Genomic DNA, 23187 nt, shown 5'->3' with positions numbered 1-23187 from the left:
CCTGACCGGCACCACCGTCCACGTCTCCGACGACGCCGCGAAGCTGCTCAACGACACCTTCAAGACCGACGCCGTCAAGGGCGGCCTGCTCGTCGGCACCGCCACCATCACCGCCCAGATCAAGTAAGCACGATCAAGTAACGCCCCGATCTGACACACGAGAACGCCGCCCCGGACACACCGGGGCGGCGTTCTCGCGTTGCGCTGCGCGCTCCGACGCCGCCGAGTCTCCGAGGCGCCGCCCTCTTCGGCGGCGTCTCGAGAGCTCCACGGCGTCTCGAGCGCTGGCCCCCACCAGCAGCCCCTGGCTCTGGAGGCCCGTCCCTGCCGTGCCGTCGCGCTACACTCCCGATCGGGTGCGACCACGCACCCCAGGGGAGGTACGGGCATGTTCGGGAACCTGGCGACCGGTCCACACCTCGCAGTGCTGGTCGTGATCATGCTGCTCGAGATCGGAGCGCTGGTGCCCCTCTGGCGCGACGGAACCCGGAGCCGGCTGGCGAAGGTGGTCTGGACCGTCGTGGTCATCGTGATCCCGGTCGTCGGCGCACTCGGCTTCCTGGTCAACTGGGCACTGGGTCGACTCGCAGCGCGTCTCAACCGCGCGCACTGACCCAGACCGCCCCACGTCGAAACACCGCCGAGTCCCCGAGACGCCGCAGACTTCGGCGGCGTCTCACGAAGCAGGCGGCGTCTCGCGGAGACGCCGGCGTCTCAGCGACGCTCCAGCCGCTCCCGCAGCCGGGCCGCCAGCTCGCCCTCGTCAGCCGTGACGAGCCTCCCGTCCCGCACCACCACGCGCCCACCGACGACGACGTGCTTCGGCCGCCGGCCCGGTGACGCCCACAGGAGGCCCGCGACCGGGTCCGCCACACCTGCGTCGGCGACCCCGGACACGTCCCACACACAGAGGTCCCCCGCCGATCCGGTGCCGAGGTGACCGAGCTCCGGCCTGCCGAGACCGACAGCGGAGCCCTCGGTCGCCATGCCGAGCACCTGACGCGCGGGCAGCTGCGGCCCGACCAGCGCGGACACCTGCATCGCGAGCCGAGCGTCGGCCAGCAGGTGTCCGGCGTCGTTGCTGCCTCCACCGCTCGTGCCGAGGCCGATCGGGACCCCCGCGGCGGCGAGCCGTGCCACCGGAGCGATCCCCCACCCCATGGGCACGTCGCATCCGGGTGCGTGGGTGGCGGTGACGCCGCTGGCCGCGAGCCGGGCGATCTCGTCGTCGGTGACGTCGCAGAGGTGCGCGATCGTGACGTCCGGCGCGAGCCACCCCCACTCCTCGAGCAGGTCGAGCGGTCGACGTCCGTACCGCTCCAGCGCGATGGCGGTGTCCACCTGTTCGTTCGCCTGCGTGCGTCGGCGCAGGCCGTGCTCGGCGGCGACCTCGCCGAGCGCCCGGAACGTCGCCTCTCCGTCGGAGTGCACGCCCGCCGGCCCGACCGCGACCTGCAGCCGCCCGTCCAGGTCGGTGCCGCCGACCGCGTCCTCGTGCAGCAGGGCCCGGACGATCGCGTCGGCCGATGCCGCTGCCTGTGACGGGTCGTCGCGCGCGCTCCCCCGGACGAAGACGAGCCGACCGCCGAGCCCGCGGACAGCGTCCACGGTCGCTGCGGCGAGCGCGACGGTCCCGTCGGGGCTCGCCTCGGTCGGCCAGTTCAGGTGGTGGTCGGCAATGGTCGTGACGCCGGACAGGAGGCCCTCAGCGGCTCCGACGGCCGCCGCCACCCCGTAGAGCTCGGGATCGTGCCCCGCCGCGGCGTAGGCCTGCGCCATCGTGGGGAGCCAGTCCGCCATCGGCACCCCGCGTGTGCCCGCGAGCGTGCGGAAGGCGGTCTGCAGCAGGTGGTGGTGGGCGTTGACGAGGCCGGCGGTGACGACACAGCCGGAGGCGTCGAGCGTGGAGGCGACATTGCTGCCGTCGTCGACGAGCACGTCCCCGTCGCGCTCCGTGCGGGGGTCGACGAGGACACGGAGGGCACCGGTGACGGTCAGCATGCAAGTGTTTGTAGCAGGGCGCTGTTTCCGGTCGATGACGAACAGGAGCTCCCTCGTCGTCCTGTCGGACGCCGTCTCCTTCCTGATACATCTGGCCGATGATCTTCAGTGGTGAGACGAGGGGGCGTCTTCCACGGTCCCGAGCGGCAGCAACATCATCCGGCTCGTGCGGAAACAGGGCGACTCCAGCAGCTCTCAGCGCCTGCCCAGACGGTCTCGGATGTGTTCGGCGACACGCTCAGGGCCACTGCACTGAACCACGTATTCGTGATTCCTCCGGGTTCGTAGGACGACTGCCGGCCGGTTCCCGAGGATGAGCCCGGTCGCGTCGCCTCTCCACCGCAGGCCGACACCACCGAATCGGAACCAGGGCTGGTCGTCGACCCGCACAGAATCCAACTCGGAGTACTCGAGCCGACGACGCCATACAGGGAAGAACCGAAGTTGGACGTCGTCTGCGATGTCCACACGTATCGAGGCGGTGACGAGGACGATGCCGGCAGCGAGTACGAGCACGGAGGGGAGCATCAGCAACGTCGCGGGACCGACCCCGATCTCAGAGGTGAGGAAGACCGTGAGTGCGACCATGCCACCGAAGCTGAGCAGGAGGAAGGCACCCAGCACCTTCATCCAGGCGGGCCCGTTCGTCGTCTCCGTCATGACGGTATCCCCGCTTCTTCTTCCGAGTGGATGCGAACGGCCTCCGCTCGGACGAGTGACCATCCGACCGGTACGACCAAGATCAGCAGCGCGGCACCCATCACGAACGCGAAGCTCGACACGCCGAGCACCAGCCAGATGGAGAGATGGAACAGGAGTGCGACCGGCAGGAGGATCCGCAACCGGAACGGGGTCGGCAGGAACACGGCGATAGCGAGACTGAACTCCAGCACGAGCGTCCCCCAGGACAGAACGGCGACCGGCAGTGGTCGTATCGTCACCCATTCCGCCATCGGCCGGAGGAGCGACGGCGCTCCGAACACGTTGTTCCGCACCCAGTAGAAGAGGGCCGTGCCGTTCGCCCACTCTGGACTGCTGAACTTCCCGAGGCAGGCGACGAGGTAGACAACCGCGATCTGCAGCTTCGCAAGCGCGAGGGCGAAGTCTGCGACGAAGACCCGCGTACACAGAGCACGCATTGGCTGCACAGCTGTCCACGAGTGCCGCCGCCAGTCGGTGAGACTGACCGGCAGCAGCAGTAGCCCCAGGATTCCCGCAAGCTGATCTCCGCCGTCTGGTGCCGCACTCGTCAGCGGCAACGCGATGAGGAGTGCCGCCATCGGTACTGCAGTCAGCGCTGGAAACCAACCAGATGCAGCGATGAGACACAGCACCCCGGCAGTCGCCTGCCCAACAGTGAGAACTCCTTCCGAGAGCCAACACGGCCAGGCCAGCCATCGCGCGCTGGCAGCGCAGCGAGCGGTCAAGGCCCCGTCGACCGGGGTGAAGAGGACCGTGGTCGGGGTGAGCAAATACGTCAGTCCGGCGCTCAGACCGAGCAGGCTTCGCGCCGCACCGAGGGTTGCGGTCCACGGCGTCGGTAGCCGCAGTGTCCCCCTCAGCCAGTACCGCCCCAGGCGATTCAGCATGCGACATCCAGGAGGATCGCCTCCTGGGGCAGTGGCGTCGCCCGCAAGAACCGCCACTCCCACGGAACGGGCTTCTGTGCGACGAGGAGGACCCTGCCGCAGAGCGTGGGCTCCATCCGAGGGTTCTTCACGCGCAGCGGTTTCGCAGCATCTGCCTCCGCGTAGCAAGTCTCATCGGTGCCACAGTTGGTCCATGCTCGTTGTCCGACTCCGTGGAGGAAAGTCGCGATCTCAGCCCCCTGTGACCGGCCCGCGCGGTTGAAGCCGAAGGCCCATTGTGCGGACGCACCGACGGCGATGGACCGGTCGATGAGCCCTCCTCTGGACACCTCGAAGGGGACAATGTAGGCGCTCTGGGCGTCTTTCGTGAAGAACGCCCAGCCTTGCGGCGCTATCTGCCGAGTCAGATGCACGACATCGTTCCGGGCCGGAGGCACCACAGCCGGAGTGAAGCTCACTGCTCCTTGCATCACGTAGAAGGCGAGCGTCAGCCCGACGATGCCCCCCAGGATGATCGCCATCCGAGACGCCGGGACCGCTTGTCCTCCCACCCACGTCAGCTGAGGCAAGTCAGCGGCCGAACTGCTCGATGACAGCTGCCACGATCCCGTCCGAGAACCGGGTACTGGTGCCGGCGTCCGCCGCCGACCTCGTCTTCACCGCGTTGTTCTGGTAGGCCACGTTCGCACCGGCGGCGACGTTGTAACCAAGAGCGATGTTGGCTGCGAGAACGTAGTTCACCGCCGCGACCGCAGTCACCGCGATGACAGCTCCGAGCGCCACGACGACGGCGACGCCGCAGTCCGTCCCGACTTCCCCCGGCACGTGGGTGGCCTCTGCCTCCAGCGACTCGACCGCCTTCGCCATCGTCGGCGTCCGCAGCATCTCGTCGTAGGCCCAGGTCAGCTGCCGCTGCACCTGGGCAGGATCGTCAGAGAGGACCGCCGCTCCGAGTTCCCTGAAGTACTCCGGATTGCTCTCGTCCAGCTCCCTTTCGATCTGTCGAACCTCCGCGACGGACTTCGGCCTGCTGACCTCATGCAGAACGGCTTCGATCTCGTCGTCAGTGAGTGTGGAGACGGCAACGTTCTCGAGCAACGACCGCGTGCGTTCTCCGCCCTGCAGGAAGAACAGGCTCTCGAGAACCTGTCGTCCGCGCTGCGCAGCGGCGGACCCCTGGGCGTCACCCTCCTCGCCGCGGTACTTCTCCTGAACAACTGCGAGCGGCCTCTGCCTCGGCTGTGTGGCCTCGGCTTGGACAGCTGTCCCGGCGATGAGAGCAGCAGTGAGCAGCCCGACTACTCCGATCTTCATCGAGGTTCGACGTGGGCTCTGCTGTGGGAATCCGCTCATGGCGTCGATACTCTCTGTTTGATATCCGGCATGTCAACCGTGATTCGTACTCAGAACTTGGTCGATCACGCAGCCACCTCGTTCTCACGGGACGTCGACCGTGCCGCCACTTCTCGATGCCGTTCCGCCTGCGCCCGCACACACCGCCGGGAAACTCGATCGGAACACCGGCGAAACACGCGGTCCCTAGGGTCCCCACATGACCCAGACCCTGATCCGCGGCGGGTGGGTGCTGACCGCCGCCCCCGACCACTCCGAGACCCCGTCCGCGATCCGGGACGGCGCGGTGCTCCTCGACGGGGACCGGGTCGCCGCGGTCGGTGTGTTCGCCGAGCTGTCGGCAGCACACCCCGGTGCGACGATCCGCGGCGGGGCGCACGATCTGGTCACGCCGGGCTTCGTGAACACGCACGGGCACTTCAGCGAGGGGCTCATCACGGGCATCGGCTCGCAGTACACGCTGTGGGAGTGGCTGAACGCCCTCATCTCCCACGTCAACCCGGTGATGACGCGGGACAAGGCGTACGCGGGCACGATGCTGCAGGGCATCCAGATGCTCCGGAGCGGCGTGACGACGGCGAACGACATGTTCTGCTCGGACCCGATCGCCGGAGAACCGGCGACCCCGGGGGTCGTGCAGGCGCTCGAGGAGCTGGGCCTGCGCGGAGTGGTGTCGTTCGGCTCCGGGGACGTCGACCGCGGCTTCGGTCCGGCACCGATCCTCGAGGAGTTCGATGCCCTGCGCGAGGCCGCCGATGCCAGCCGGTACAGCACGTTCCGTGTGGGGATGTCCTCGATCGGCCGGTACTCGGACCAGGCCTGGCAGGAGCACATCGAGTACGCGGTCGACGGCGGGCACGGCATCCACGTGCACGTGCACGAGGTCCGCGAAGAGGTCACCGCAGCCCGCCAGCGCACCGGCAAGACGGTCGTCGGGCACGCCGAGGCGACGGGGATGTTCCGGGTGCCGGTGATCGCCGCGCACAGCGTCTGGATGGACCGGGAGGACCGCGAGACCTACGCCGCGAACGGGGTCGGCGTCGCGCACAACCCGGTCGCCAACGGCATCCTGGCGAGCGGCATCGCGCCGGTGGCGGAGCTCCGGGCGCTCGGGATCCCGGTCGGCATCGGTGTCGACGGGCCGGCGTCGAACGACTCGCAGGACTTCCTGCAGGCGATGAAGACGGCGGCGTTGCTCGCCCGGATCCGGGACCTGCAGGCGACCGCGATGACCGCCCGGGAGGCGTTCGAGATGGGGACGATCGGCGGTGCGACGGCACTGCGGATGGACGCCGAGATCGGGTCGCTGGAGCCGGGCAAGCGTGCGGACCTGGTCGTGTTCGACGGGGAGAGCCCGACGCTCGCGAACGTGCACGACCCGTTCCAGGCGGTCGTGTTCGTCGCCGGCAGCCGCGAGGTGAAGGACGTCTGGGTCGACGGCGAGCTCAGCCTGGCGGACTTCGAGGTGACGCGCGTCGACGTCCGGGAGGCCGTGGCCCGCGCCCGTCCGCTGGCTCGCCAGCTCGTCGAGCAGGCCGGGCTCGAGCGTCTCTCGGCGCTCACCGGTGCACCGTTGGCCGACACCGAGCGCCCCTGACTGGCCGGCACCGCGGCGGACGGGAGGCCCTGCTCGCGTCCGTACCCGAGCCTCCCGTCCGGCGTCTCAGAGTTCGAGCACCAGCCGCGGGCAGCCGCGCCTGGCGCGGGAGACGCAGACCATCATGGTGCGGTCGTCAGCCTGCTCCGCCGGGCTGAGCACGGTGTCGCGGTGGTCGACCGCGCCGTCGAGGACGGGGGTCTCGCACGTGCCGCAGGTGCCCTCGCGGCAGGACGACAGGACGAACGCGCCGGCGTCCTCCGCGACCTCGAGCAGGGTGCGGTCGGCCGGGACCGTGACCGTGACCCCGGTGAGGGTGAGCTCCACCTCGAACGACTCCCCCGGGGCGTCGACGTCAGCGGCGGGCTCGAACCGCTCGACCCGGACGCTGCCCGCGGGCCAGTGCGCGGCGGCGGCCTCGACCGCGTCCATCAGGCGGCGGGGGCCGCAGCAGTAGACGACGGCGTCCCGGGGCACCGCGAGGAGCGAGGCCACGTCGATCCGGGTGCCGTCGTCCGCGACGGCGAGCGCCACACGGTCCGGGTGGGCCACGACGAGTTCGTCGGCGAAGGCCATCCGGTCCCGGGTGCGGCCGGCGTAGTGGAGCTCCCACGGGGTGCCGCCAGCCTCGGCGGCGGCGATCATCGCGCGGATCGGGGTGATGCCGATGCCGCCAGCGACGAAGACCGCGGGCCGGTCGGGGTCGAAGCCGAAGTGGTTGCGCGGGCCGCCGACCAGGACCTCGTCGTCGACACGGAGCGTGTCGTGCACGGCGACGGACCCACCTCGCCCGGAGGCTTCGCGGAGGACGGCCACCCGCCAGTGCCCGTCGGGGGTGGTGGTGACGAGCGAGTACTGCCGTTCGATGCCGGGCGCCACCTCGAAGTCCACGTGTGCCCCGGGTTCCCACTCGGGCAGGGCGACGCCGTCGACCGACGCGAGGTCGAGGACGACGACGTCCTCAGCCACCCGCTGCCGGTCGGCGATCCGCATCCGGAGCCGGGCGTCCGGGGAGTCGACCAGACCGGCGCTCATGACGCGGCTCCGGCCCGCGGGGTCTCCTTGACGACGATCATGTGGAACGCACTGCCGTCGGCGCTGCACCAGCGGTGTCCGGTGCCACCCCGGTAGTAGGCCGAGTCGCCGGGGCCCAGGCGCAGCACGTCCTGGCCACGGAGGTCGAGCAGGACGTCGCCTTCGAGCACCGTGAGGAACTCGTCCTCACGGTGCTCGAAGTACTCGCCGAGACCGGTGTCGTCGCCCTTCCACTCGAGCGGCTCGAAGGCGTGCGGGCCGGCGTGCACGAGGAGCCGCGCCTCGCCGCTGGAGAACGGCCCGCGGGCACCCTCGTCGGCGCGGAGCACCTCGGGTCCTCGGTCGTCCGGCTCGTCCCGGGCCGGGGCGCCGGCGGCGAGGAGTGCGACCTGGGTGGTGTCGAGCGCGGTGGCGATCTTCTCGAGCGACACCATGCTGGCGCGGGAGTGGCCGCGTTCGACCTGGCTGAGGAACGGGTGCGAGAGCCCGGTGCGCTCGGCGAGCTGGACGAGGGTCAGTCGTGCCGAACGCCGGAGTGCCCGGATGTGCTCGCCCACGAGACGGGCCTGTTCGTCGACCACCCGATCGGCCTCGGGAGCGTCCGGTGACAGGTCGGCGTGGGGCAGGAGGTCGGTGGGCATCGCGCTCCGATCGTGGTCCGGACCAGCGGGCCGTTCCGTGCATCCCATCTCGTCACAGTCGGCAACCGGAGCGAAACGGGTGAGAAACACGACCCACCTAGCATCGTGGATGTTGATGCGATCAACATTGTCACACACGATCGAGAGGGCCCCTTGGACGAGTCACTGCCACGCCCGATCACCCTCCTGCGGTCCGCGCTGCTGTCCGACGGCGGACTCGTGGACGTCGCGATCACCGGCGACATGGTCACCGAGGTGGCACCGGCCGGCAGCCTCGCCGCGTCCGCGGAGGGCACGCTCGACCTCGAGGGTCGCCTGCTCCTCACCGCCCCGGCCGAACCGCACGCCCACCTCGACAAGGCCCTCAGCGCCGACCGGATCAACCCGCCGCTCGGTGACCTGGGCTCTGCGATCGCCGCCTGGGCCGCCTACGCCACGATGATGTCCGTCGACGAGATCGCCGACCGGGCACGGACCGCGGCCCTCGCGCTGCTGGCGGCCGGCACCACCGCGGTCCGCACCCACGTGGACGTCCTCAGCCACGGTGGGACCGGAACGGTCGCCGACGCCGTCCGTGGCGCCCGTGCCCTGGTGCAGGTCCGGGACGAGCTCGCCGACCTGATGGACATCGAACTCGTCGCACTGGCCGGGCCGCTCGCGCCGGACGAGCACGTCGAAGCGGTGCTCGACCTCGGCGTCGACCTGGTCGGTGGCGCCCCGCACCTCGCCGAGGACCCGCTCGCCGACGTCGACCGACTCCTGGCGATCGCACACCGCCGCGGTCTCGGCGTCGACCTGCACGCCGACGAGAGTCTCGACGGACCCGTCACCCTCGACCACTACGCCCGCGCCGTCCGCGACTGGCCGCGCGACCGGCAGTACTCCGCCGGGCACTGCGTGCGACTCGGCACCCTCGGACCGGAGCGCCTCGCCGAGGTCGTCGCCGACGTCGCCGCCGCGGACCTCGGCGTCATCACGCTGCCGATCACGAACCTGTACCTGCAGGGATGGCAGCACCCGGTGTCGACCCCCCGCGGGTTGACGGCGATCCGGGCGCTCCTCGCCGCCGGGGTCCGCGTGGCCGCCGGCGCCGACAACGTCCGCGACCCGTTCAACCCGGTCGGCCGGAGCGATGCCCTCGAGACCGCGTCCCTGCTCGTGACCGCCGGGCACCTGACGCCGGACGAGGCGTACGCGATGGTGAGCGCCACCGCCCGGAGCGTGATGGGCCTCCCGGCCGCCGGTCCCGTCGTCGGAGCGCGCGCCGACCTGCTCGCCGTCGCCGCGACCAGCGTCACCGACGCGGTGGCGAACGCCCCCGCCGACCGGATCGTCCTGTCCCGCGGACGACTCGTCGCCCGCACCGAGGTGCGGCGCACCGTCGCCCGAACACGAACCGTCAGCACGGAACGCACGTCCGTCGCCCAGCTCGTCCCCTGACCCCCGTCCCCGTTCCCTGACCGCGCACGACCATGCACGAGAACACGAGGTAGCCGTGACCACCACCGCACCAGCTCCCGTCACCACGACGGACACGCTGCTCGACTTCCGGAACGTCGAGATGACGTTCCCGAACGGCACCGTCGCCCTGCAGGGCGTCGACCTGACCGTGGACCGCGGCCAGTTCGTCTCGGTCGTCGGCCCCTCCGGGTGCGGCAAGTCGACGCTGCTCCGGATCGCGTCCGGGCTCGAGACGGCGTCCGACGGCACCGCGGGGGTCGCCGCCGACCGGATCGGCTACGTCTTCCAGGACGCCACGTTGCTGCCCTGGCGGAACGTGCAGGGGAACGTCGAACTGCTCGCCGAACTCGGTCACGTCCCGAAGGCCGAGCGGGCCGCGAAGGCGAAGCACGCCATCGACCTGGTCGGCCTGAACGGCTTCGAGACGAACCTGCCGAAGCAGCTCTCCGGCGGCATGCGGATGCGCGTCTCGCTCGCGCGGTCGCTGACCCTCGACCCGGAGCTGTTCCTGTTCGACGAACCGTTCGGCGCCCTCGACGAGATCACGCGCGAGCGCCTCAACGACGAACTCCTGCGGCTGTTCGTGGAGCAGCAGTTCGCCGGGCTGTTCATCACGCACTCGGTGTCCGAGGCCGTGTACCTGTCCACCGAGGTGATCGTGATGTCCGGCCGTCCGGGCAGCATCGTCGGCCGCTTCGACGTGCCGTTCCCGATGCCGCGCGACCCCGACATCCGCTTCACCCCGGAGTTCGCCGAGCTCGTCGGCGAGGTCTCGCACGCTCTCCGGGAAGGACACCGCTGATGGTCACGCTCCAGGAGGTCGCCGAGGCCCGCACCACGCGCGCCGCCGCCCGCCGCTCCACCCCCCGCAGTCGGCGGTCGGTCACCTGGTGGCAGCCCGTCGTCGTCCTCGGTGTGCTCGTCGCCGTCTGGTACGCGGTCGCCGCCTACTACGACCACGTGCGGAGCCTGGCGTTCCTCGTGCCGTACCCGCACCTGGTGCTCAAGGCGATCGTCGCGCCGACCGGGATGAACGGGGCGCCGTCGACCTTCGGCCACGACCTCTGGACGGCACTCGGCCGGACGACGGTCGTCTCGCTCACCGGGCTGGCCTTCGCGATCGTGATCGGCGTCCTCTGGGCGATGGCGATGGCGCAGGCGAAGTGGCTCGAGAACTCGCTCTACCCGTACGCCGTGGTACTGCAGTGCGTGCCGATCCTGGCGCTCGTACCGCTCATCGGCGCCCTGTTCGGCTACGAGTTCACCAGCCGCGTCATCGTCACGGTGATGATCGCCCTGTTCCCGATGGTGTCGAACACGCTCTTCGGGCTGCAGTCCGCCGACCGGGCGCAGCACGAGCTCTTCCGGCTGCAGCGCGCCGGCCGGTTCGCCCGACTCGTGAAGCTGCAGGTCCCCGCCGCCCTGCCGTCGATCTTCGTCGGCCTGCGCACCTCGGCCGGCCTCAGCGTCATCGGCGCGATCGTCGGCGACCAGTTCTTCCAGCGCGGCAACCCCGGCCTCGGCGTCCTCATCCAGGTGACCGCGTCACGGCTGATGGGGCCGGAGCTCTACGCGACCATCATCATCGCCTCGCTCTACGGCGTCGCGGTGTTCCTGGTCTTCGGCCTGCTCGGCCGCCTGGCCGTCGGCCGCTGGCACGACTTCGGCTGACGGTCCCACCGTCGCCCGACCCCTGACCCCTCCCTCCCACAGCACCCGCCCCCAGCACCACGAGACCCGCACCACGATCGGAGCCTCCATGCGCACCACCACCCGAATCGGCGCTGTCACCGCCGCCCTCACCGTCACGGCCATCGCCCTCACCGGCTGTGCGAGCGGTTCGGCCAGCAGCGCCACGACGACTGCCGCGACGACCGCGGCCACCGGCCCCGCCGTCGACCTCTCCGGCGTCTGCCCGGCGACCGTCGTCGTCCAGACCGACTGGAACCCCGAGGGCGACCACGGGCACCTCTACCAGATGCTCGGCGCGAACCCGACGATCGACGCCTCCGGTAAGAAGGTGACCGGCGACCTCGTCGCGAACGGCAAACCGACCGGCGTCAAGCTCGAGGTGCGCGCCGGCGGCCCGGCCATCGGGTACTCGAAGGTCAGCTCGCAGATGTACCAGGACAAGTCGATCACCCTCGGCTACGTCTCCACCGACGAGGCCGTCTCGTTCTCCGACAAGCTGCCCACGACGGCCGTCTTCGCCGAGAACGACCAGTCCCCGATGGTCATCATGTGGGACCCGAAGACCTACCCCGAGGTCGACAGCATCAAGAGCCTCGGCAAGGCCCTCGAGAAGAAGGACGGCGTCGTCCGCTACTTCAACGACGCCGCGTACATGTCCTACCTGCAGGACTCCGGCAACCTGCCGAAGAGCGTCCTCGACGGCAGCTACGACGGCACCCCGTCGAAGTTCGTCTCCGCCGGCGGCAAGGACGCCCAGCAGGGCTTCGCGACCGCCGAGCCGTACGTGTACCAGCACCAGGTCCCGGCCTGGGGCAAGAAGATCTCGTCCGCTCTCATCTCGACCACCGGCTGGAACCCGTACCCCGAGACCATGTCGATCCGCTCGGGTGACAAGACGAAGCTGGCCCCCTGCCTGAAGGCACTCGTCCCGGTCATGCAGCAGGCCGACGTCGACTACCTGACGTCCCCGGGCGCGACGAACGACCTCATCACGCAGCTCGTGCAGCAGTACAACAACGGCTGGACGTACGACTCGAAGGTCGGTGCCTTCGCGGCCGAGCAGATGCGGAAGCGCGGCATCGCGACCGACGGTGACAACGGCTACGTCGGCGACATGGACGAGAAGCGCATGTCCGACTTCATCGCGAAGGCCACGCCGGTGTTCTCCGGATCCGACGGCGGCATGAAGGAGGGCCTCGCGCCGTCCGACCTCTACACGAACGAGTTCCTGGACAAGTCGATCTCCCTCGGCTTCTAGGTCGTCCCGTCACCGGTCGGCTCGCCGACCACCCACCGGACGGGAGGCGCGAGGCACGTCCGCCGCCTCCCGTCCGGAACCCGAAACGCGCAGCAGCCATCAGGAGCAAGCATGACCACCGTCACCCCGGCCACCGTCGGCACCGCCTCCCCAGCCACGCTCGAGGCGCTCCGCGCCGACCTCGTCACCCTGCTCGGTGAGCGCGGCGTGAGCGCGGACCAACGCACCCGTGAACGCGCCTCGGTCGACGAGGCCACGATGAGCCCGATCCTCAGCGAGCAGCTGCCGCTCGGCCTCGCGGACCTCGTCGCCTCCCCCGCGAGCGCCGACGAGATCGCCGCCACGCTGGAGGCCGCGATCCGCCACGGGGTGCCCGTCACCACCCGCGGCAAGGGCACCGGCAACTACGGGCAGGGCATCCCGCTGCACGGCGGTCTGGTGCTCGACACCTCTCGGGCGCGCGCCGTCGTCGAGGTCGGCGACGGCTGGATCTCCGCCGAGGCCGGCACCACCATGGTCGCCCTCGAACAGGCGGCAGCGGCGGCCGGGCAGCAGCTCTGGATGTACCCGTCGACGGCGCAGTCCACGATCGGCGGCTTCCTCTCCGGCGGCTCCGGTGGCACCGGCTCGATCGCGCACGGGTCGAACTGGCAGGGCTTCGTGACCGCGCTCGACATCGCGCTCCCTGGCGAGCCGGGTCTGCGACACGTCGAGGGCGAGGACGCGCAGCCCTTCGTGCACACCTACGGCACGGCCGGCGTCATCGCCCGAGCCACGGTCCGGCTCGAACCGCTGCAGGACTGGCGGGCCGTGTACGCGTCCTTCCCGAGCTTCGAACAGGCGCTCGCGGTCGTCCGCACCCTCCGCGGGCTGGACCCGGTGCCACGCCTGGTCAGCGCCGACCGCGCTGAGATCGCCGCCACCCTGCCCACGGACGCCGCGATCGTGGCGGGCCGCGCGAGCCTCCGGGGGATCATCGACGCCGTCACGCTCGACGAGGCCCGCGACCTGATCGGCCTGGCCGGCGGCACCGTCGAGGACGTGCGCGAGGGGCTGCAGCAGACCACGAAGGTGTCCATGCTGTCCTACAACCACCCGATCTGGTGGCTGAAGCGGAACTCCCCCGACACCGAGTACTTCCACGTCGAGGTCGGTGGCGAGGCGCTGATCGACCGGATCGCCGAGGTCGAGGCAGTCTACCCGGGCGGGATGCTGCACATCGAGGCGGCACACGTCGGCCCGATCGGCATGCTCACCGCGCCCTACACCGGGGCGGAGGACGTCTACGCGGGCTACCCCGTCCTGCGGGATCTCGGAGTCCGTGTCCACAGCCCGCACCAGTACTACGTCGACCACGGGGTGGAGGAGCTGCTCGCCCTCAAGCAGCGCACCGACCCGCACGGGCTGCTCAACCCCGGTCACGTCATCGACCCCGCGCTCGTGCAGTCCGGCGGGTCCACCGCCTCGGCCCAGCCCGCCGTTCCCGGGTTCGGCAAGTGAGCGGCACGCGCAAGCTCGCCGAGCTGTCCGGGCCGGCCGTCGCCGCCGGCTTCACGGCGGACACCATCGTCGTCCAGCCCACCGGAGCGGTCGAACACCACGGCCCGCACCTGCCGCTCCTGACGGACTTCCTGCTCGCCGACCACATCGGCGGCGCGGCCGTCGAACAGGCCGTGGCCGAGGGGCTCGACGTCTGGCAACTGCCCACCCTGGCGTTCACGAAGTCCGACGAGCACAGCTGGGCGCCCGGCACCGTGTGGCTCGACGCGGACACGATGTTCGACACCGTGGTGCAGGTCGGCCGCGCCGTCGCCCTGACCGGCGCGGGCACGCTGGTGTTCGCCAACGGGCACGGCGGGAACGTGGCGCTGCTGCAGGTCGCACTCCGCGAGATCCGCAAGCGGTACGGACTGAAGACGTTCCTGATGCCGACCCTCGCCCGGATGCCCGGCCCCGACGGCGAGGACGCGGACGAACGCGGACTCGGCATCCACGGCGGTGCGGCGGAGACGTCGATGATCCTGCACCTGCGGCCGGACCTGGTCGACATGACGCTCGCCGAACGCTGGGTGCCGGACCACCTGGCGGACTTCGAGAAGATCGCGTTCAACGGTGGTCCGGTGTCCTTCGGCTGGCTCTCGGACGACTTCGGGACACCCGGCGTCGTCGGGGACGCGAGCCGCGCCTCCGCCTCGTACGGCGCAGCCCTGTGGGAGCACTCCCTCGCCGAGGCGGTGGCCTCGCTGCACGAGATCGCCCGCTTCGACCCCGCAGGCCCGCGATGACCACGCTGCCCGGGCAGGCCGCGGCAGCCGACACCGGTCCGCCGCCCGCGGACCCGCTCGTGCTCGCCGCGGCCTGGCTCCCGCCGGCCGGATCGGGCGTCACGCCGACGATGACCCTGTCCACGATCGGCCTGGACGGGTACCCGTCGGCGCGGACGGTCCTGCTGTCGCAGTTCGACGGGCAGCGCCTGCACTTCCACAGCGACACCCGGAGCCGCAAGGCAGCCGAGCTGGCGGCCGTGCCACGGGCCTCCGTGACGATCGTCTGGCCGGAGGCGGCCCGGCAACTCGTCGTCACCGGTGACGTCGCTCGGGTGACGGACCGGGAGGCGCGGATCGCCTACGCAGCGCGCACCCACTACCTGCAGGTGCTCGCATGGGTGAACGACGCCGACCTGGCGGCCGTGCCGGCCGACGAGCGGCGGACCCGGTGGGCGTCCTTCGAGGCGACCGGGGGCGGAGCGCCGCTCGACCCGCCCGCGACGTGGGGCGGGTACGCGCTGACGCCGGTGCGGATGCTCTTCTGGACGGGCGCGACGGACGGGCCGAGCAACCGGCTCGCCTACGAGCGACGCGCGGACGGGTCGTGGGGGTCGGAGGCCTGGCCGGGCTGACCTGACCGGGCGAGTGGCCTGCCGGACGGGCCTCGGGCCTCCCGGCCGCTACCGCACGTCGCGCATGACGCGGATGGTCCCGAGGCTGCCGTCGGTCGGGTCCGGCAGGACCATGCCCGCCTGGAGACCGCTCCGCAGGTAGTCGATGACCTCGGCGGTGAGCCGCTCCCCCGGCACGTACGCGGGGATGCCGGGTGGGTATGGGGTCGCCTGCTCGGCCGCGATCCTGCCCACCGCCTGCTCCGCCGGTACGGACTCCGCCGGGGCGAAGAACGCCTCGCGCGGGGTGACGACCGACTCGAGCAGGATGCCCGAGCGGTCCGGCAGCTGCACCGGGGGGTCCTGGTCGAGCCCGGGTGCCGCAGCTGCCAGGTCCTCGAGCGCCTGCACCAGCCGGTCGGTCGTGAACTCGTCGTCGGCGATCGAGATGTCGACCCCGAGGTGCCGGTGGTCCGAGAGCCCGAGGTCGATCTGGTGGTGCTGACGGATCCAGTCGAGTGCGTGGTACCCGTTGATGCCGAGCGCCTGGATGTCGAGCAGCATGCGCATCGGGTCGAGCTCGTGCGACGCCTCGGCGTGCAGGAGCTCTTCGTGCAGCACGGAGATCCCGTCGATGGCGTTGATCCGCTCCCGGGTGCGGTCGGCCAGCTCGATGGCCTGCGCGATGCGGTCCGCGCCGTCCTGCACCATGTGTCGACGCCACCCGTCCATGGCGGCGTAGACGAGCACGTTCGGGCTGGTCGTCATGAGCATGTCGGCGCAGGCCCACAGGTGGTCGTGGTCCACGAGGTCGCCGCGGAGGTGCAGGACGGACCCCTGCTCGAAGCCGAGGCCCATCTTGTGCACGCTCGTGACGCACACGTCGGCACCGGCGCTCATCGCCCACGAGGGCAGCTGCTCGGAGAACGGCAGGTGCGCGCCCCACGCCTCGTCCACGATGAGGGGCTTGCCGCGCTCGTGGCAGACCGCCGCGATCCCCTCGATGTCGGCACAGGTGCCGTACGGGGTGGGGCTGACCACCAGCGCAGCGGCGGCGTCCGGATGGGCGTCCCAGACCGCGGCGTAGTCCTCGGGCGACGGCGGGTGCGAGATCCCCTGGTCAGCGTCGAGCCGCGGTTCGACCCAGTACGGCTGGAGTCCGGAGAACACGAGCCCTGCCGTCACGGACTTGTGGGCATCGCGACCGATCACGATGCCACCGTCGACGCCGGCCACGGAGAGCATCGCCGCCTTGACTGACAGTGAACTGCCGCAGGTCGAGAAGAAGACCTTGTCCGCACCCACGGCATCCGCCATCAGGGCCTCCGCGGTCGCGAGGTAGGCGTTCGACGACGTCCGGTCGTCGAGACCGCCGCTGGCGAGGACGTCGTTGCGGAACGGGTCCATCCCGAGCACCGACAGTGTCTCGGTGTCGACCCCACGGCCCTGTCGGTGCCCAGGCGGCGAGAAGCTGTACCGGTTCATCGCGTGGTGGTCCCGCAGGGCGTCGAGGAACGGGGCGTCCGTCTGGTCCAGGTCGTCAGGCATGGACCCGGTCTATCCCTGCGCCCGTCAGGAGCAGCCCAGGATCGACTGAAGCCAGGGAAGGACCGACGTGCGGGAACGACGAAGGCCCCGGAGATGATCTCCGGGGCCTTCGTGGTGTTGCAGTACGGTGCGCTCGAAGGGACTCGAACCCCCAACCTTCTGATCCGTAGTCAGAAGAAATAGCCCGAACTGACTTGCGCCTCGTCAGATTTGCGGTGTACAGTCTCAAACATGCGAGCACACCTGAGAACAGGTGAGCAGTGATGGATACACCGATTGGATACACCCTTGGATCGCAGAAGGAGGCGGCTCTAAACCGCCCCTAGCAAGACAACGAGGGCCGGCCCGCGGGAACGGACCGACCCTCACGCCCCGCCCGTAAGTCAGTACAGGAGGAACAGAAGTGGACGTTACAACCACCCACCGACGTAGGAGGCCCGCGGCCTTCACCCACATCGGAGTGCTCGGCGGTCAGTGGACCGCGCACGACAGGAGAAGGAGGCGTCATGGCACGCATCACTCGGGGTAAGGGCGAAGGGGCACTGTTCCGCGTCCCCGCCGACACCAGCAAACCGCTGCAGTTCTGGCAGGCAGTCGTCGAACTCCCCCCACGCGAAGGGGTACGGCGGCGGAAGATCGTCCGGTCGAAGGACAAGCGCGTGGCGCTCACAAAGCTGCGGGACCTGCAGAAGGATCTCGCGAAAGTCGGCGACCTACCGACCGCATCACAGACTCTCGAGTCATGGATGCGGCACTGGTTCGACCACATTCACTCGAAGCGAGTCCGGCCGAAGACGATCGCCACCCAGCGCGGCATCATCGACAACCACATCATCCCTGCGATCGGGGGAACGCGACTCGACAAGCTTGAGCCGCTCCACGTCCGCCGCCTGCACGAAGCAATCACCGGCAAGGGGCTTTCCTCAACCACCGCGCTGCAAGCACACCGCATTCTCGGCACCGCTCTCCGCGACGCGGAACGGGAGGGAAGAGTCACACGCAACGTGACCACTCTCACCGACGCTCCCAAGCGAGCACGCACCGACCTTGCCGTCCTCGACCTCGACGACGGCATCCGCATCCTCCTAGAATCCGCACAACCCGGTGACCGTATGGGGTCACGGTGGGCAACCGCTCTCCTCACCGGAGCGCGCCAGGGCGAAGTGCTGGGCCTCGAAATTGACCGAGTCAGCGACCACCTCGACCTGTCGTGGCAGCTGCAGCGACTCACGTGGTCACACGGCTGCAACCCGAACAATCCTCGCCAGCCGACGTGCAACTGGAAGCGCGGCTCTGACTGCCCAAAGCGGCACCTCGAAGCGCCCGTCGATTGGGAACACCGCCATCTCACCGGAGGGCTGTGGCTGTCACGGCCGAAGTCCGCCGCAGGCTGGCGAGTAATCCCCCTCGTCCCTCCACTGCGAGAGATCATCGAACGCCGGATCGACACTGCCAGAAGGGAACCGAACCCTCACGGCCTCGTGTGGACCGCGGACCCAAAGCGTTCATCCACCGGCGAAGTTCTCCCCCTCGACGGCTCCCCCGTCGACCCGGGCACGGACAATCGTGCCTGGCACGCGCTCCTCGCCCGCGCTGGTGTGCACGACGCCCGTCTGCACGATGCCCGTCATACGACTGTCGACCTGCTCTACGAAGCCGAAGTGCCGGAAGCTGTCATTACCGAGATCGTCGGACACTCCACCATCGGCATGTCCCGCCGCTACCGCTCGCGCGGGAACCAGCGTGCGCTACGCGACGCCCTCACCAAGATGTCCGCCCTGCTGTCGCCAGGAGTTGTACCAGACCCGCCACAACCGACCGGAGACACCGAGCTCTAGCGCGATCCGCGCTGGGTCGTCAGTCCACTGCAACAAAGCAACCGCCTCGTCCTCGCTGACGAGGCGGTTTGCTGCGTACCGGTCGGCCTGCACTTCATGCTTGGGCCGGTCATCCGGGTGCCCGAGCGCTGCATGCGCCAGCCCGTGAGCGAGAGCTGACCTGTCGTGCACCCGCCGCAACCCGCTCCGCACCACGACGATGTTGTGCTCCGGCAGCCACAGTTCATGCGCGGTCCTGATGGGCCGGTGCAAGACGTTGACACCTAGCTCTTCAGCGTGTTGGTACGGGTCGTACATGCTCCCCCAGCCCCGTTGCAGTTAGTCGTACTGTTCGTCAGTGTCCATCTCGGGGTCACGGGTGGCTGCGTAAGGCAGCTGCTCGATCTCGTCGACGGTCATGTCCTCCACCTTCTTAGGGCGGAGGGGTGTCACATTGCCTGCAGCCTCTGACAGTTTCGCGGCCCGTGCGTCGGCAGCGTCGAGGATCTCCTGAGCCGAGATACCCAGGGCGCGAGCGATGTCGTAGAGCCGGCTGATCGGGATCTCTGCCTTCCCAGACACGAGCCGAGTCATGGTCGCGACCGAGAACCCTGCCCCCTCTGCGACTGCCCGCTTGTTGGTGCGTTCGCGGGCGATGATGCCCTCGATCACGTCAGCGGTCGCTTGGTTGATGAAGTCGTTCGGATCGGTCACCTCGTCACAGTACCGGAGCCGCGCGGCAAATTTGCGGATAAATTCCGCGTCCTCGCTTGTGCTCGTCAGATATGACGAGTAGCGTTGCAGACATGAGCAGGAGGACGAACCCCAAGGCGATCGGCCAGCACGTGAGTGCGCTGATCGCCGCTGGCGGTGCCAACGTGGCAACCGTCGCAGCAGCCGCCGACATGGACGCCCCCGGACTTCTCGCACGCCTCAACGGTGAATGCGAGTTCACGGTCCGGGAGCTAGCCCGTGTCGGCGGCTTTTTGCGTCTCAGCACCTCCGCGCTTCTCCCAGGAGGAACCGCGTGAACGACAAGACACCGGGCGACAAGCTCGCGTACACGATCGACAACCTCGCCCGCGCGGTGGACGTGTCCGACTGGACCATCCGCCAGGCGATCAACTCAGGCGACCTCATCCCGGTCTACCCGGGCAAGAAGAAGGCCCTGATCCCAAAGACGGAGGCCGAGCGCTGGCTGCACTCGCTTCCCACTGAAAGGCCCGAAGCCTCCTAGCTTTCGGCCCTCAGGTCTTCGCCCTCATCGGGGCGGTACTTGTCGCGATCGGAGCGCGGCACGCGACCCACCAGGAGTCCCCGTCACAGGCGGCGTTGATCGGTGGTGAGGCCCTCACGTACGGGGCGATTCGAGAACACAGACAAGCACTTGGTTGCGAGATACGCGGGATGCAACCCCAAGCCCCTACACGGCTGGGTCCCTTACGAGCAGCTAAACGGTGTGCCTCTTAGGAAGGCGCGGCCAGGTGCGTGCGTCCGGCAGGTATGTCCCTGCCGGCAGGCGGCAGCACCCGGTTCGACTCCGGCGCTGCCACATGGAACTAGTAGACATCCGCTACACCCCTTTTGATGCGACGGTCTCGCTTGAAGACCCCGCTTTTCAGGCGTTCCGAGCCGTGGCTTGGGCGCATCCAACGTGGCTTGGCATCGTGAACGATGAGTTCCGGCAAGCAGTCGGCCAAGCAGCTACCCGTGACAGAAGGCACCGCGTGTCGGTCGTCTACTTCGTTCAACAGGGCAACTCCGGGCCGATCAAGATCGGCTGCACCCGCAATCTCAAGAGCCGGGTGAATTCGTTGCAGACATCATCGGCCGAGCCCCTCAATGTGCTCGGGACGGTGCCTGGAGGGTTTGAGCTCGAGCGCCAGATGCATGAGGCCCTCAGCCCGCATCGCCTGAGCGGCGAGTGGTTCGCCCCGACCCCGAAGGTGCTCCGCCTCATCAAGAAGCAGCTGGCGCTCCCGACGTCCGTTTAACCACCACAGCCCCCGAGTCGTTTCCGGGATCGCGTGCGTTCGAGCCGCACCGGGGGCACCAAGCGGTCAGTTAGTTCGCCCGAAGCCCTAACTGGCCGCTTCACCACATCCACATGCAATCGAAGGAGACGGACATGGAACTTATGACCTCCACCGTGGGCAGGCACCGCGGCTACATCACCACAGCTCGTGAGGCGGAAGACCTCGAGCACCTGCGTTTCGTGCTCACCGGTCTGGCGACGCCGGGTGCTGGACGACACAAGGAGGTGTCCGCATGACTCTCACCCACGCCAGACGCACTGACCCGTCCGAGTCGTCTGCCGCGTTCGACGCTGATCAGGCACGTGTCGTCGTGGAAGCCGTGAGTTGGCTCTACACGCTTGGTCCGGCGTCGGATGAGCAGATCGTCAACCGGTACGTGGACCACTTGGACAGTCACCCGTCGTGGCCGATGTGTGCAGCTGAGTCGGTCCGTAAGCGTTGCTCCGATGCGCGCAGGCTGGACAAGCGGATCCAGAAGGTTGGGACGATGCAGTCGACGCACGGGAAGACCGTCGGCGTCTACGGGTTCGTTGAGGTGACGTCATGACGAGCGCAATCACCCCGCATGACCTCCGCACGGAAGACCCACGTGTCGCAGCGTTGAAGGCGTCGACTCGTGCTGCTGCGGCGGCAACGATCAGCCGCCACCTGGACGGCGACTGCGACGACCTGATGAAGATGCTGAAGCTCGAGGAGGTGGCCGCATGAACGACTTCGGTCAAGCTGCCGTCATCACAGCGGTTTTCCTTGTGTGGTTCGGCTTACTCGGCGGTGGACTTGTAATCGCCGCGACTGCTGATCGTGCATGGATGCGAGGAATTGGTATCGCCATGATGGTCCTCTTCTTTGCGTTTTGGGTATTCACCTTCGCACTCAAGTCGGTGAACGCATGAGCCGTCTCGACGCGGTCGCTCTCGTCGCCGCCACCTGGGTTGCCGGACTCCTCGTCTGCGGTGCCCTCATCTTCGCCGTCATCGGAATCGGAGGAACCACATCATGACCGCAGCAATCGTCATGCATCGATCACGCCAGCCTCAGACTCGTCGTTACATCGAACGGGAGTGGTCCGCAGACGATGAATGGTTCGGCTTGGACGAGCCTGCTGATGGCGCGTCCGAGCTCTGGTCTCGTGTCGCTGAGGGCCGCAAGCAGGTGTGGTCATGAGAGCCCCACTTGCTCTCCTCGCTCTCGCAGCAGCCGTGTTCGTCACGCAACTGTTCCTCCCCGCCGCAGTGAACGGGGCCACACTCCTCGCCGCTGTTTGCGCGTTGTGGGGGGTCGCGATCATCTGCAACCGGGTTGACGAAAGGAAAGGACGACGATGAGTGAGATTCAGCAAGCCCGTGACGAACAACTCAGCGCAGGGTATGCGGCGGTGTGGGCCAGCGGATTGCTCACGATGGACGTGTACACGAACGCTCGGATATGGCGTGCGGTGGAAACCGCACTGAATGCCGCCGTCCCCGCTGCCGACGAGCGCATGACGTCGTGATCACCTACGCCGACGACAAGGTCGTCATCTGCGGACCGGGGCCGACCAGGGTCATTCGCGACGAGAAAGATGGCCAGGATCGCTGGTGCTTCAAGTGTCGCAAGCGCCGTGAGTTCCGGTTCATTGTCACCACGGCCGTCGACTGGGAGCACGACTACTACGGCCCCAGCGGATCCATCCATTGCGCCGTCTGCCACCTCACCGACGGCGACTGCTTCCCCGGCAGGTACCGCATGTGGGGCGAGGAGTGACCGTCCACGGCCCCCTCTGCGGCTGCAGCGTCTGCTGGACCACCGCCGACATGGACGATGACCGCGACGGGAAAGCCATCACCCGCGCCGCCGAGTGGGACCACTTAGACACCTGCGACTAACCACCGCACACGCAGCAAAATCACTTTGCAGTACGACAGGAGAAGACGATGAGCGACACAGCGGCGACCGCCGAGGTTGACTGGAAGTACATGGCGTGGACGCAGTCGCTTGCGGCTGGGCGCGCCTGGGATGCCGGGTACGCGGCCGCGAAAGAGCAGTACGGCGGGTTCAGCATCGACCTCGACAAGATGGCACAGGCGCTGGCTGATGCAGACAAGCTTACGTACGGCTCTCGCTCCGTGCTCAGTGACGCTGTCGAGTACCGCGACCTTGCTCGTGCCGCGCTCGACTACATCGAAAAGCAGGCCGACGCATAAGTCTTCGAGGGCCGGCCCGCGGCAACGGACCGGCCCTCAGCCCCACTTCTCACGCGCCCTCTGAGCGCGCCAATCACCATGCCCAGGAGGCAGCACAT

General features: G+C 68.9%; 31 protein-coding genes and 1 tRNA gene. 21 read left to right on the top strand and 11 right to left on the bottom strand.

Features of this window, described 5'->3' with window-relative positions; all coding sequences use genetic code 11:
- Positions 1-388 precede the first annotated feature (388 nt).
- A complete protein-coding gene (locus DEI89_RS13310) occupies positions 389-613 on the top strand; it encodes a PLDc N-terminal domain-containing protein (protein ID WP_110904540.1) in 225 nt (74 codons plus the stop codon).
- A gap of 101 nt (positions 614-714) precedes the next feature.
- Here the strand turns inward: DEI89_RS13310 and DEI89_RS13305 are convergent, their stop codons facing one another.
- From DEI89_RS13305 to DEI89_RS13285, 5 genes are all read right to left on the bottom strand, one after another.
- Positions 715-2001 (bottom strand): amidohydrolase family protein, encoded by a 1287-nt coding sequence (locus DEI89_RS13305; RefSeq protein ID WP_110904539.1) that lies wholly within the window; start codon positions 1999-2001, stop codon positions 715-717.
- Between the two features lie 195 nt (positions 2002-2196).
- Positions 2197-2661 (bottom strand): hypothetical protein, encoded by a 465-nt coding sequence (locus DEI89_RS13300; RefSeq protein ID WP_110904538.1) that lies wholly within the window; start codon positions 2659-2661, stop codon positions 2197-2199.
- Positions 2658-3281 (bottom strand): HTTM domain-containing protein, encoded by a 624-nt coding sequence (locus DEI89_RS17410; RefSeq protein WP_181421660.1) that lies wholly within the window; start codon positions 3279-3281, stop codon positions 2658-2660. The genes DEI89_RS13300 and DEI89_RS17410 overlap by 4 nt, the downstream gene beginning before the upstream one ends.
- Before the next feature lie 302 nt (positions 3282-3583).
- Positions 3584-4111: an SdpA family antimicrobial peptide system protein gene (locus DEI89_RS13290; RefSeq protein WP_110904536.1), complete on the bottom strand. Its 528-nt coding sequence runs from the start codon at positions 4109-4111 to the stop codon at positions 3584-3586.
- A gap of 49 nt (positions 4112-4160) precedes the next feature.
- Entirely contained in the window at positions 4161-4943 is a 783-nt protein-coding gene (locus DEI89_RS13285; protein WP_146236799.1) for a hypothetical protein, read from the bottom strand.
- A 199-nt stretch (positions 4944-5142) separates the two neighbouring features.
- Here DEI89_RS13285 and DEI89_RS13280 point away from each other — a divergent pair, with 199 nt between their 5' ends.
- Complete coding sequence (locus DEI89_RS13280) at positions 5143-6540, top strand: amidohydrolase family protein (protein WP_110904534.1); 1398 nt, start codon at positions 5143-5145, stop codon at positions 6538-6540.
- Between the two features lie 66 nt (positions 6541-6606).
- Here the strand turns inward: DEI89_RS13280 and DEI89_RS13275 are convergent, their stop codons facing one another.
- Both DEI89_RS13275 and DEI89_RS13270 read right to left on the bottom strand, forming a co-directional pair.
- Positions 6607-7575: a PDR/VanB family oxidoreductase gene (locus DEI89_RS13275; protein WP_110904533.1), complete on the bottom strand. Its 969-nt coding sequence runs from the start codon at positions 7573-7575 to the stop codon at positions 6607-6609.
- On the bottom strand, positions 7572-8216 hold the full coding sequence (locus DEI89_RS13270) for a helix-turn-helix domain-containing protein (RefSeq protein WP_110904532.1): 645 nt from the start codon (positions 8214-8216) through the stop codon (positions 7572-7574). The genes DEI89_RS13275 and DEI89_RS13270 overlap by 4 nt, the downstream gene beginning before the upstream one ends.
- Positions 8217-8369: 153 nt before the next feature.
- Between DEI89_RS13270 and DEI89_RS13265 the strand changes: the two genes are divergently transcribed.
- The 7 genes from DEI89_RS13265 to DEI89_RS13235 all read left to right on the top strand — a co-directional run bounded on the left by DEI89_RS13265 (position 8370) and on the right by DEI89_RS13235 (position 15526).
- Positions 8370-9656 carry an amidohydrolase family protein gene (locus DEI89_RS13265; protein ID WP_110904531.1) on the top strand — a complete coding sequence of 429 codons (1287 nt, stop codon included), beginning with the start codon at positions 8370-8372 and terminating at the stop codon, positions 9654-9656.
- A gap of 55 nt (positions 9657-9711) precedes the next feature.
- A complete protein-coding gene (locus DEI89_RS13260; protein ID WP_258366348.1) occupies positions 9712-10479 on the top strand; it encodes an ABC transporter ATP-binding protein in 768 nt (255 codons plus the stop codon).
- Positions 10479-11348, top strand: a complete 870-nt coding sequence (locus DEI89_RS13255) for an ABC transporter permease (protein WP_110904530.1) — start codon at positions 10479-10481, stop codon at positions 11346-11348. The genes DEI89_RS13260 and DEI89_RS13255 overlap by 1 nt, the downstream gene beginning before the upstream one ends.
- Positions 11349-11436: 88 nt before the next feature.
- Positions 11437-12627, top strand: coding sequence for an ABC transporter substrate-binding protein (locus tag DEI89_RS13250; protein ID WP_110904529.1), 1191 nt, complete (start codon positions 11437-11439; stop codon positions 12625-12627).
- 111 nt (positions 12628-12738) lie between these two features.
- Entirely contained in the window at positions 12739-14127 is a 1389-nt protein-coding gene (locus DEI89_RS13245; RefSeq protein ID WP_110904528.1) for an FAD-binding oxidoreductase, read from the top strand.
- Complete coding sequence (locus DEI89_RS13240; protein WP_110904527.1) at positions 14124-14912, top strand: creatininase family protein; 789 nt, start codon at positions 14124-14126, stop codon at positions 14910-14912. The genes DEI89_RS13245 and DEI89_RS13240 overlap by 4 nt, the downstream gene beginning before the upstream one ends.
- Positions 14909-15526 carry a pyridoxal 5'-phosphate synthase gene (locus DEI89_RS13235; protein WP_110904526.1) on the top strand — a complete coding sequence of 206 codons (618 nt, stop codon included), beginning with the start codon at positions 14909-14911 and terminating at the stop codon, positions 15524-15526. The genes DEI89_RS13240 and DEI89_RS13235 overlap by 4 nt, the downstream gene beginning before the upstream one ends.
- A 48-nt stretch (positions 15527-15574) precedes the next feature.
- Here the strand turns inward: DEI89_RS13235 and DEI89_RS13230 are convergent, their stop codons facing one another.
- Positions 15575-17053, bottom strand: coding sequence for an aminotransferase class I/II-fold pyridoxal phosphate-dependent enzyme (locus DEI89_RS13230; protein WP_258366349.1), 1479 nt, complete (start codon positions 17051-17053; stop codon positions 15575-15577).
- Positions 17054-17181: 128 nt separating this feature from the next.
- Positions 17182-17253, bottom strand: a tRNA-Ser gene (locus DEI89_RS13225).
- 306 nt (positions 17254-17559) lie between these two features.
- Between DEI89_RS13225 and DEI89_RS13220 the strand changes: the two genes are divergently transcribed.
- Positions 17560-18891 carry a tyrosine-type recombinase/integrase gene (locus tag DEI89_RS13220; protein WP_110904525.1) on the top strand — a complete coding sequence of 444 codons (1332 nt, stop codon included), beginning with the start codon at positions 17560-17562 and terminating at the stop codon, positions 18889-18891.
- Here DEI89_RS13220 and DEI89_RS18340 read toward each other — a convergent pair.
- Positions 18802-19188, bottom strand: coding sequence for an ImmA/IrrE family metallo-endopeptidase (locus tag DEI89_RS18340; RefSeq protein WP_110904524.1), 387 nt, complete (start codon positions 19186-19188; stop codon positions 18802-18804). The genes DEI89_RS13220 and DEI89_RS18340 overlap by 90 nt on opposite strands.
- A gap of 21 nt (positions 19189-19209) precedes the next feature.
- The gene (locus DEI89_RS17805) at positions 19210-19584 is read right to left on the bottom strand and encodes a helix-turn-helix domain-containing protein (protein ID WP_181421659.1); all 375 of its coding nucleotides are present in this window, start codon (positions 19582-19584) and stop codon (positions 19210-19212) included.
- 92 nt (positions 19585-19676) lie between these two features.
- Between DEI89_RS17805 and DEI89_RS17800 the strand changes: the two genes are divergently transcribed.
- From DEI89_RS17800 to DEI89_RS13185, 11 genes are all read left to right on the top strand, one after another.
- A complete protein-coding gene (locus tag DEI89_RS17800) occupies positions 19677-19901 on the top strand; it encodes a hypothetical protein (protein WP_181421658.1) in 225 nt (74 codons plus the stop codon).
- A complete protein-coding gene (locus tag DEI89_RS13205) occupies positions 19898-20107 on the top strand; it encodes a hypothetical protein (RefSeq protein WP_110904522.1) in 210 nt (69 codons plus the stop codon). Before DEI89_RS17800 ends, DEI89_RS13205 begins: the two co-directional genes overlap by 4 nt.
- A gap of 430 nt (positions 20108-20537) precedes the next feature.
- Positions 20538-20864: a GIY-YIG nuclease family protein gene (locus DEI89_RS13200; protein WP_181421657.1), complete on the top strand. Its 327-nt coding sequence runs from the start codon at positions 20538-20540 to the stop codon at positions 20862-20864.
- Positions 20865-20998: 134 nt separating this feature from the next.
- Positions 20999-21142: a hypothetical protein gene (locus tag DEI89_RS17795; RefSeq protein WP_181421656.1), complete on the top strand. Its 144-nt coding sequence runs from the start codon at positions 20999-21001 to the stop codon at positions 21140-21142.
- Entirely contained in the window at positions 21139-21453 is a 315-nt protein-coding gene (locus DEI89_RS13195; RefSeq protein WP_110904520.1) for a hypothetical protein, read from the top strand. Before DEI89_RS17795 ends, DEI89_RS13195 begins: the two co-directional genes overlap by 4 nt.
- Complete coding sequence (locus DEI89_RS17790) at positions 21450-21614, top strand: hypothetical protein (RefSeq protein ID WP_181421655.1); 165 nt, start codon at positions 21450-21452, stop codon at positions 21612-21614. The genes DEI89_RS13195 and DEI89_RS17790 overlap by 4 nt, the downstream gene beginning before the upstream one ends.
- On the top strand, positions 21611-21799 hold the full coding sequence (locus tag DEI89_RS17405; RefSeq protein ID WP_146236798.1) for a hypothetical protein: 189 nt from the start codon (positions 21611-21613) through the stop codon (positions 21797-21799). The genes DEI89_RS17790 and DEI89_RS17405 overlap by 4 nt, the downstream gene beginning before the upstream one ends.
- Before the next feature lie 103 nt (positions 21800-21902).
- Positions 21903-22070 (top strand): hypothetical protein, encoded by a 168-nt coding sequence (locus tag DEI89_RS17785; protein ID WP_181421654.1) that lies wholly within the window; start codon positions 21903-21905, stop codon positions 22068-22070.
- 157 nt (positions 22071-22227) lie between these two features.
- Positions 22228-22398 (top strand): hypothetical protein, encoded by a 171-nt coding sequence (locus DEI89_RS17780; RefSeq protein ID WP_181421653.1) that lies wholly within the window; start codon positions 22228-22230, stop codon positions 22396-22398.
- Entirely contained in the window at positions 22395-22649 is a 255-nt protein-coding gene (locus DEI89_RS13190) for a hypothetical protein (protein ID WP_110904519.1), read from the top strand. Before DEI89_RS17780 ends, DEI89_RS13190 begins: the two co-directional genes overlap by 4 nt.
- 170 nt (positions 22650-22819) lie before the next feature.
- A complete protein-coding gene (locus DEI89_RS13185; protein WP_110904518.1) occupies positions 22820-23089 on the top strand; it encodes a hypothetical protein in 270 nt (89 codons plus the stop codon).
- Positions 23090-23187 lie beyond the last annotated feature (98 nt).

Origin of the sequence: Curtobacterium sp. MCBD17_030 (assembly GCF_003224255.1) — a bacterium.
Lineage (GTDB): Bacteria > Actinomycetota > Actinomycetes > Actinomycetales > Microbacteriaceae > Curtobacterium.
The sequence above is the reverse complement of the archived record's forward strand: the minus strand, read 5'-3'. Positions and strand labels throughout refer to the sequence as shown.

Excerpts from the sequence above, each read along its gene's own strand:
- DEI89_RS13310 (WP_110904540.1), top strand. The coding sequence starts at position 389 with ATGTTCGGGAACCTGGCGACCGGTCCACACCTCGCAGTGCTGGTCGTG.
- DEI89_RS13305 (WP_110904539.1), bottom strand. The coding sequence starts at position 2,001 with ATGCTGACCGTCACCGGTGCCCTCCGTGTCCTCGTCGACCCCCGCACG.
- DEI89_RS13300 (WP_110904538.1), bottom strand. The coding sequence starts at position 2,661 with ATGACGGAGACGACGAACGGGCCCGCCTGGATGAAGGTGCTGGGTGCC.
- DEI89_RS17410 (WP_181421660.1), bottom strand. The coding sequence starts at position 3,281 with ATGGCGGCACTCCTCATCGCGTTGCCGCTGACGAGTGCGGCACCAGAC.
- DEI89_RS13290 (WP_110904536.1), bottom strand. The coding sequence starts at position 4,111 with ATGGCGATCATCCTGGGGGGCATCGTCGGGCTGACGCTCGCCTTCTAC.
- DEI89_RS13285 (WP_146236799.1), bottom strand. The coding sequence starts at position 4,943 with ATGAGCGGATTCCCACAGCAGAGCCCACGTCGAACCTCGATGAAGATC.
- DEI89_RS13280 (WP_110904534.1), top strand. The coding sequence starts at position 5,143 with ATGACCCAGACCCTGATCCGCGGCGGGTGGGTGCTGACCGCCGCCCCC.
- DEI89_RS13275 (WP_110904533.1), bottom strand. The coding sequence starts at position 7,575 with ATGAGCGCCGGTCTGGTCGACTCCCCGGACGCCCGGCTCCGGATGCGG.
- DEI89_RS13270 (WP_110904532.1), bottom strand. The coding sequence starts at position 8,216 with ATGCCCACCGACCTCCTGCCCCACGCCGACCTGTCACCGGACGCTCCC.
- DEI89_RS13255 (WP_110904530.1), top strand. The coding sequence starts at position 10,479 with ATGGTCACGCTCCAGGAGGTCGCCGAGGCCCGCACCACGCGCGCCGCC.
- DEI89_RS13250 (WP_110904529.1), top strand. The coding sequence starts at position 11,437 with ATGCGCACCACCACCCGAATCGGCGCTGTCACCGCCGCCCTCACCGTC.
- DEI89_RS13245 (WP_110904528.1), top strand. The coding sequence starts at position 12,739 with ATGACCACCGTCACCCCGGCCACCGTCGGCACCGCCTCCCCAGCCACG.
- DEI89_RS13235 (WP_110904526.1), top strand. The coding sequence starts at position 14,909 with ATGACCACGCTGCCCGGGCAGGCCGCGGCAGCCGACACCGGTCCGCCG.
- DEI89_RS13230 (WP_258366349.1), bottom strand. The coding sequence starts at position 17,053 with ATGCCTGACGACCTGGACCAGACGGACGCCCCGTTCCTCGACGCCCTG.
- DEI89_RS13220 (WP_110904525.1), top strand. The coding sequence starts at position 17,560 with ATGGCACGCATCACTCGGGGTAAGGGCGAAGGGGCACTGTTCCGCGTC.
- DEI89_RS18340 (WP_110904524.1), bottom strand. The coding sequence starts at position 19,188 with ATGTACGACCCGTACCAACACGCTGAAGAGCTAGGTGTCAACGTCTTG.
- DEI89_RS17800 (WP_181421658.1), top strand. The coding sequence starts at position 19,677 with ATGAGCAGGAGGACGAACCCCAAGGCGATCGGCCAGCACGTGAGTGCG.
- DEI89_RS17795 (WP_181421656.1), top strand. The coding sequence starts at position 20,999 with ATGGAACTTATGACCTCCACCGTGGGCAGGCACCGCGGCTACATCACC.
- DEI89_RS13195 (WP_110904520.1), top strand. The coding sequence starts at position 21,139 with ATGACTCTCACCCACGCCAGACGCACTGACCCGTCCGAGTCGTCTGCC.
- DEI89_RS17790 (WP_181421655.1), top strand. The coding sequence starts at position 21,450 with ATGACGAGCGCAATCACCCCGCATGACCTCCGCACGGAAGACCCACGT.
- DEI89_RS17405 (WP_146236798.1), top strand. The coding sequence starts at position 21,611 with ATGAACGACTTCGGTCAAGCTGCCGTCATCACAGCGGTTTTCCTTGTG.
- DEI89_RS17785 (WP_181421654.1), top strand. The coding sequence starts at position 21,903 with ATGACCGCAGCAATCGTCATGCATCGATCACGCCAGCCTCAGACTCGT.
- DEI89_RS17780 (WP_181421653.1), top strand. The coding sequence starts at position 22,228 with ATGAGTGAGATTCAGCAAGCCCGTGACGAACAACTCAGCGCAGGGTAT.
- DEI89_RS13185 (WP_110904518.1), top strand. The coding sequence starts at position 22,820 with ATGAGCGACACAGCGGCGACCGCCGAGGTTGACTGGAAGTACATGGCG.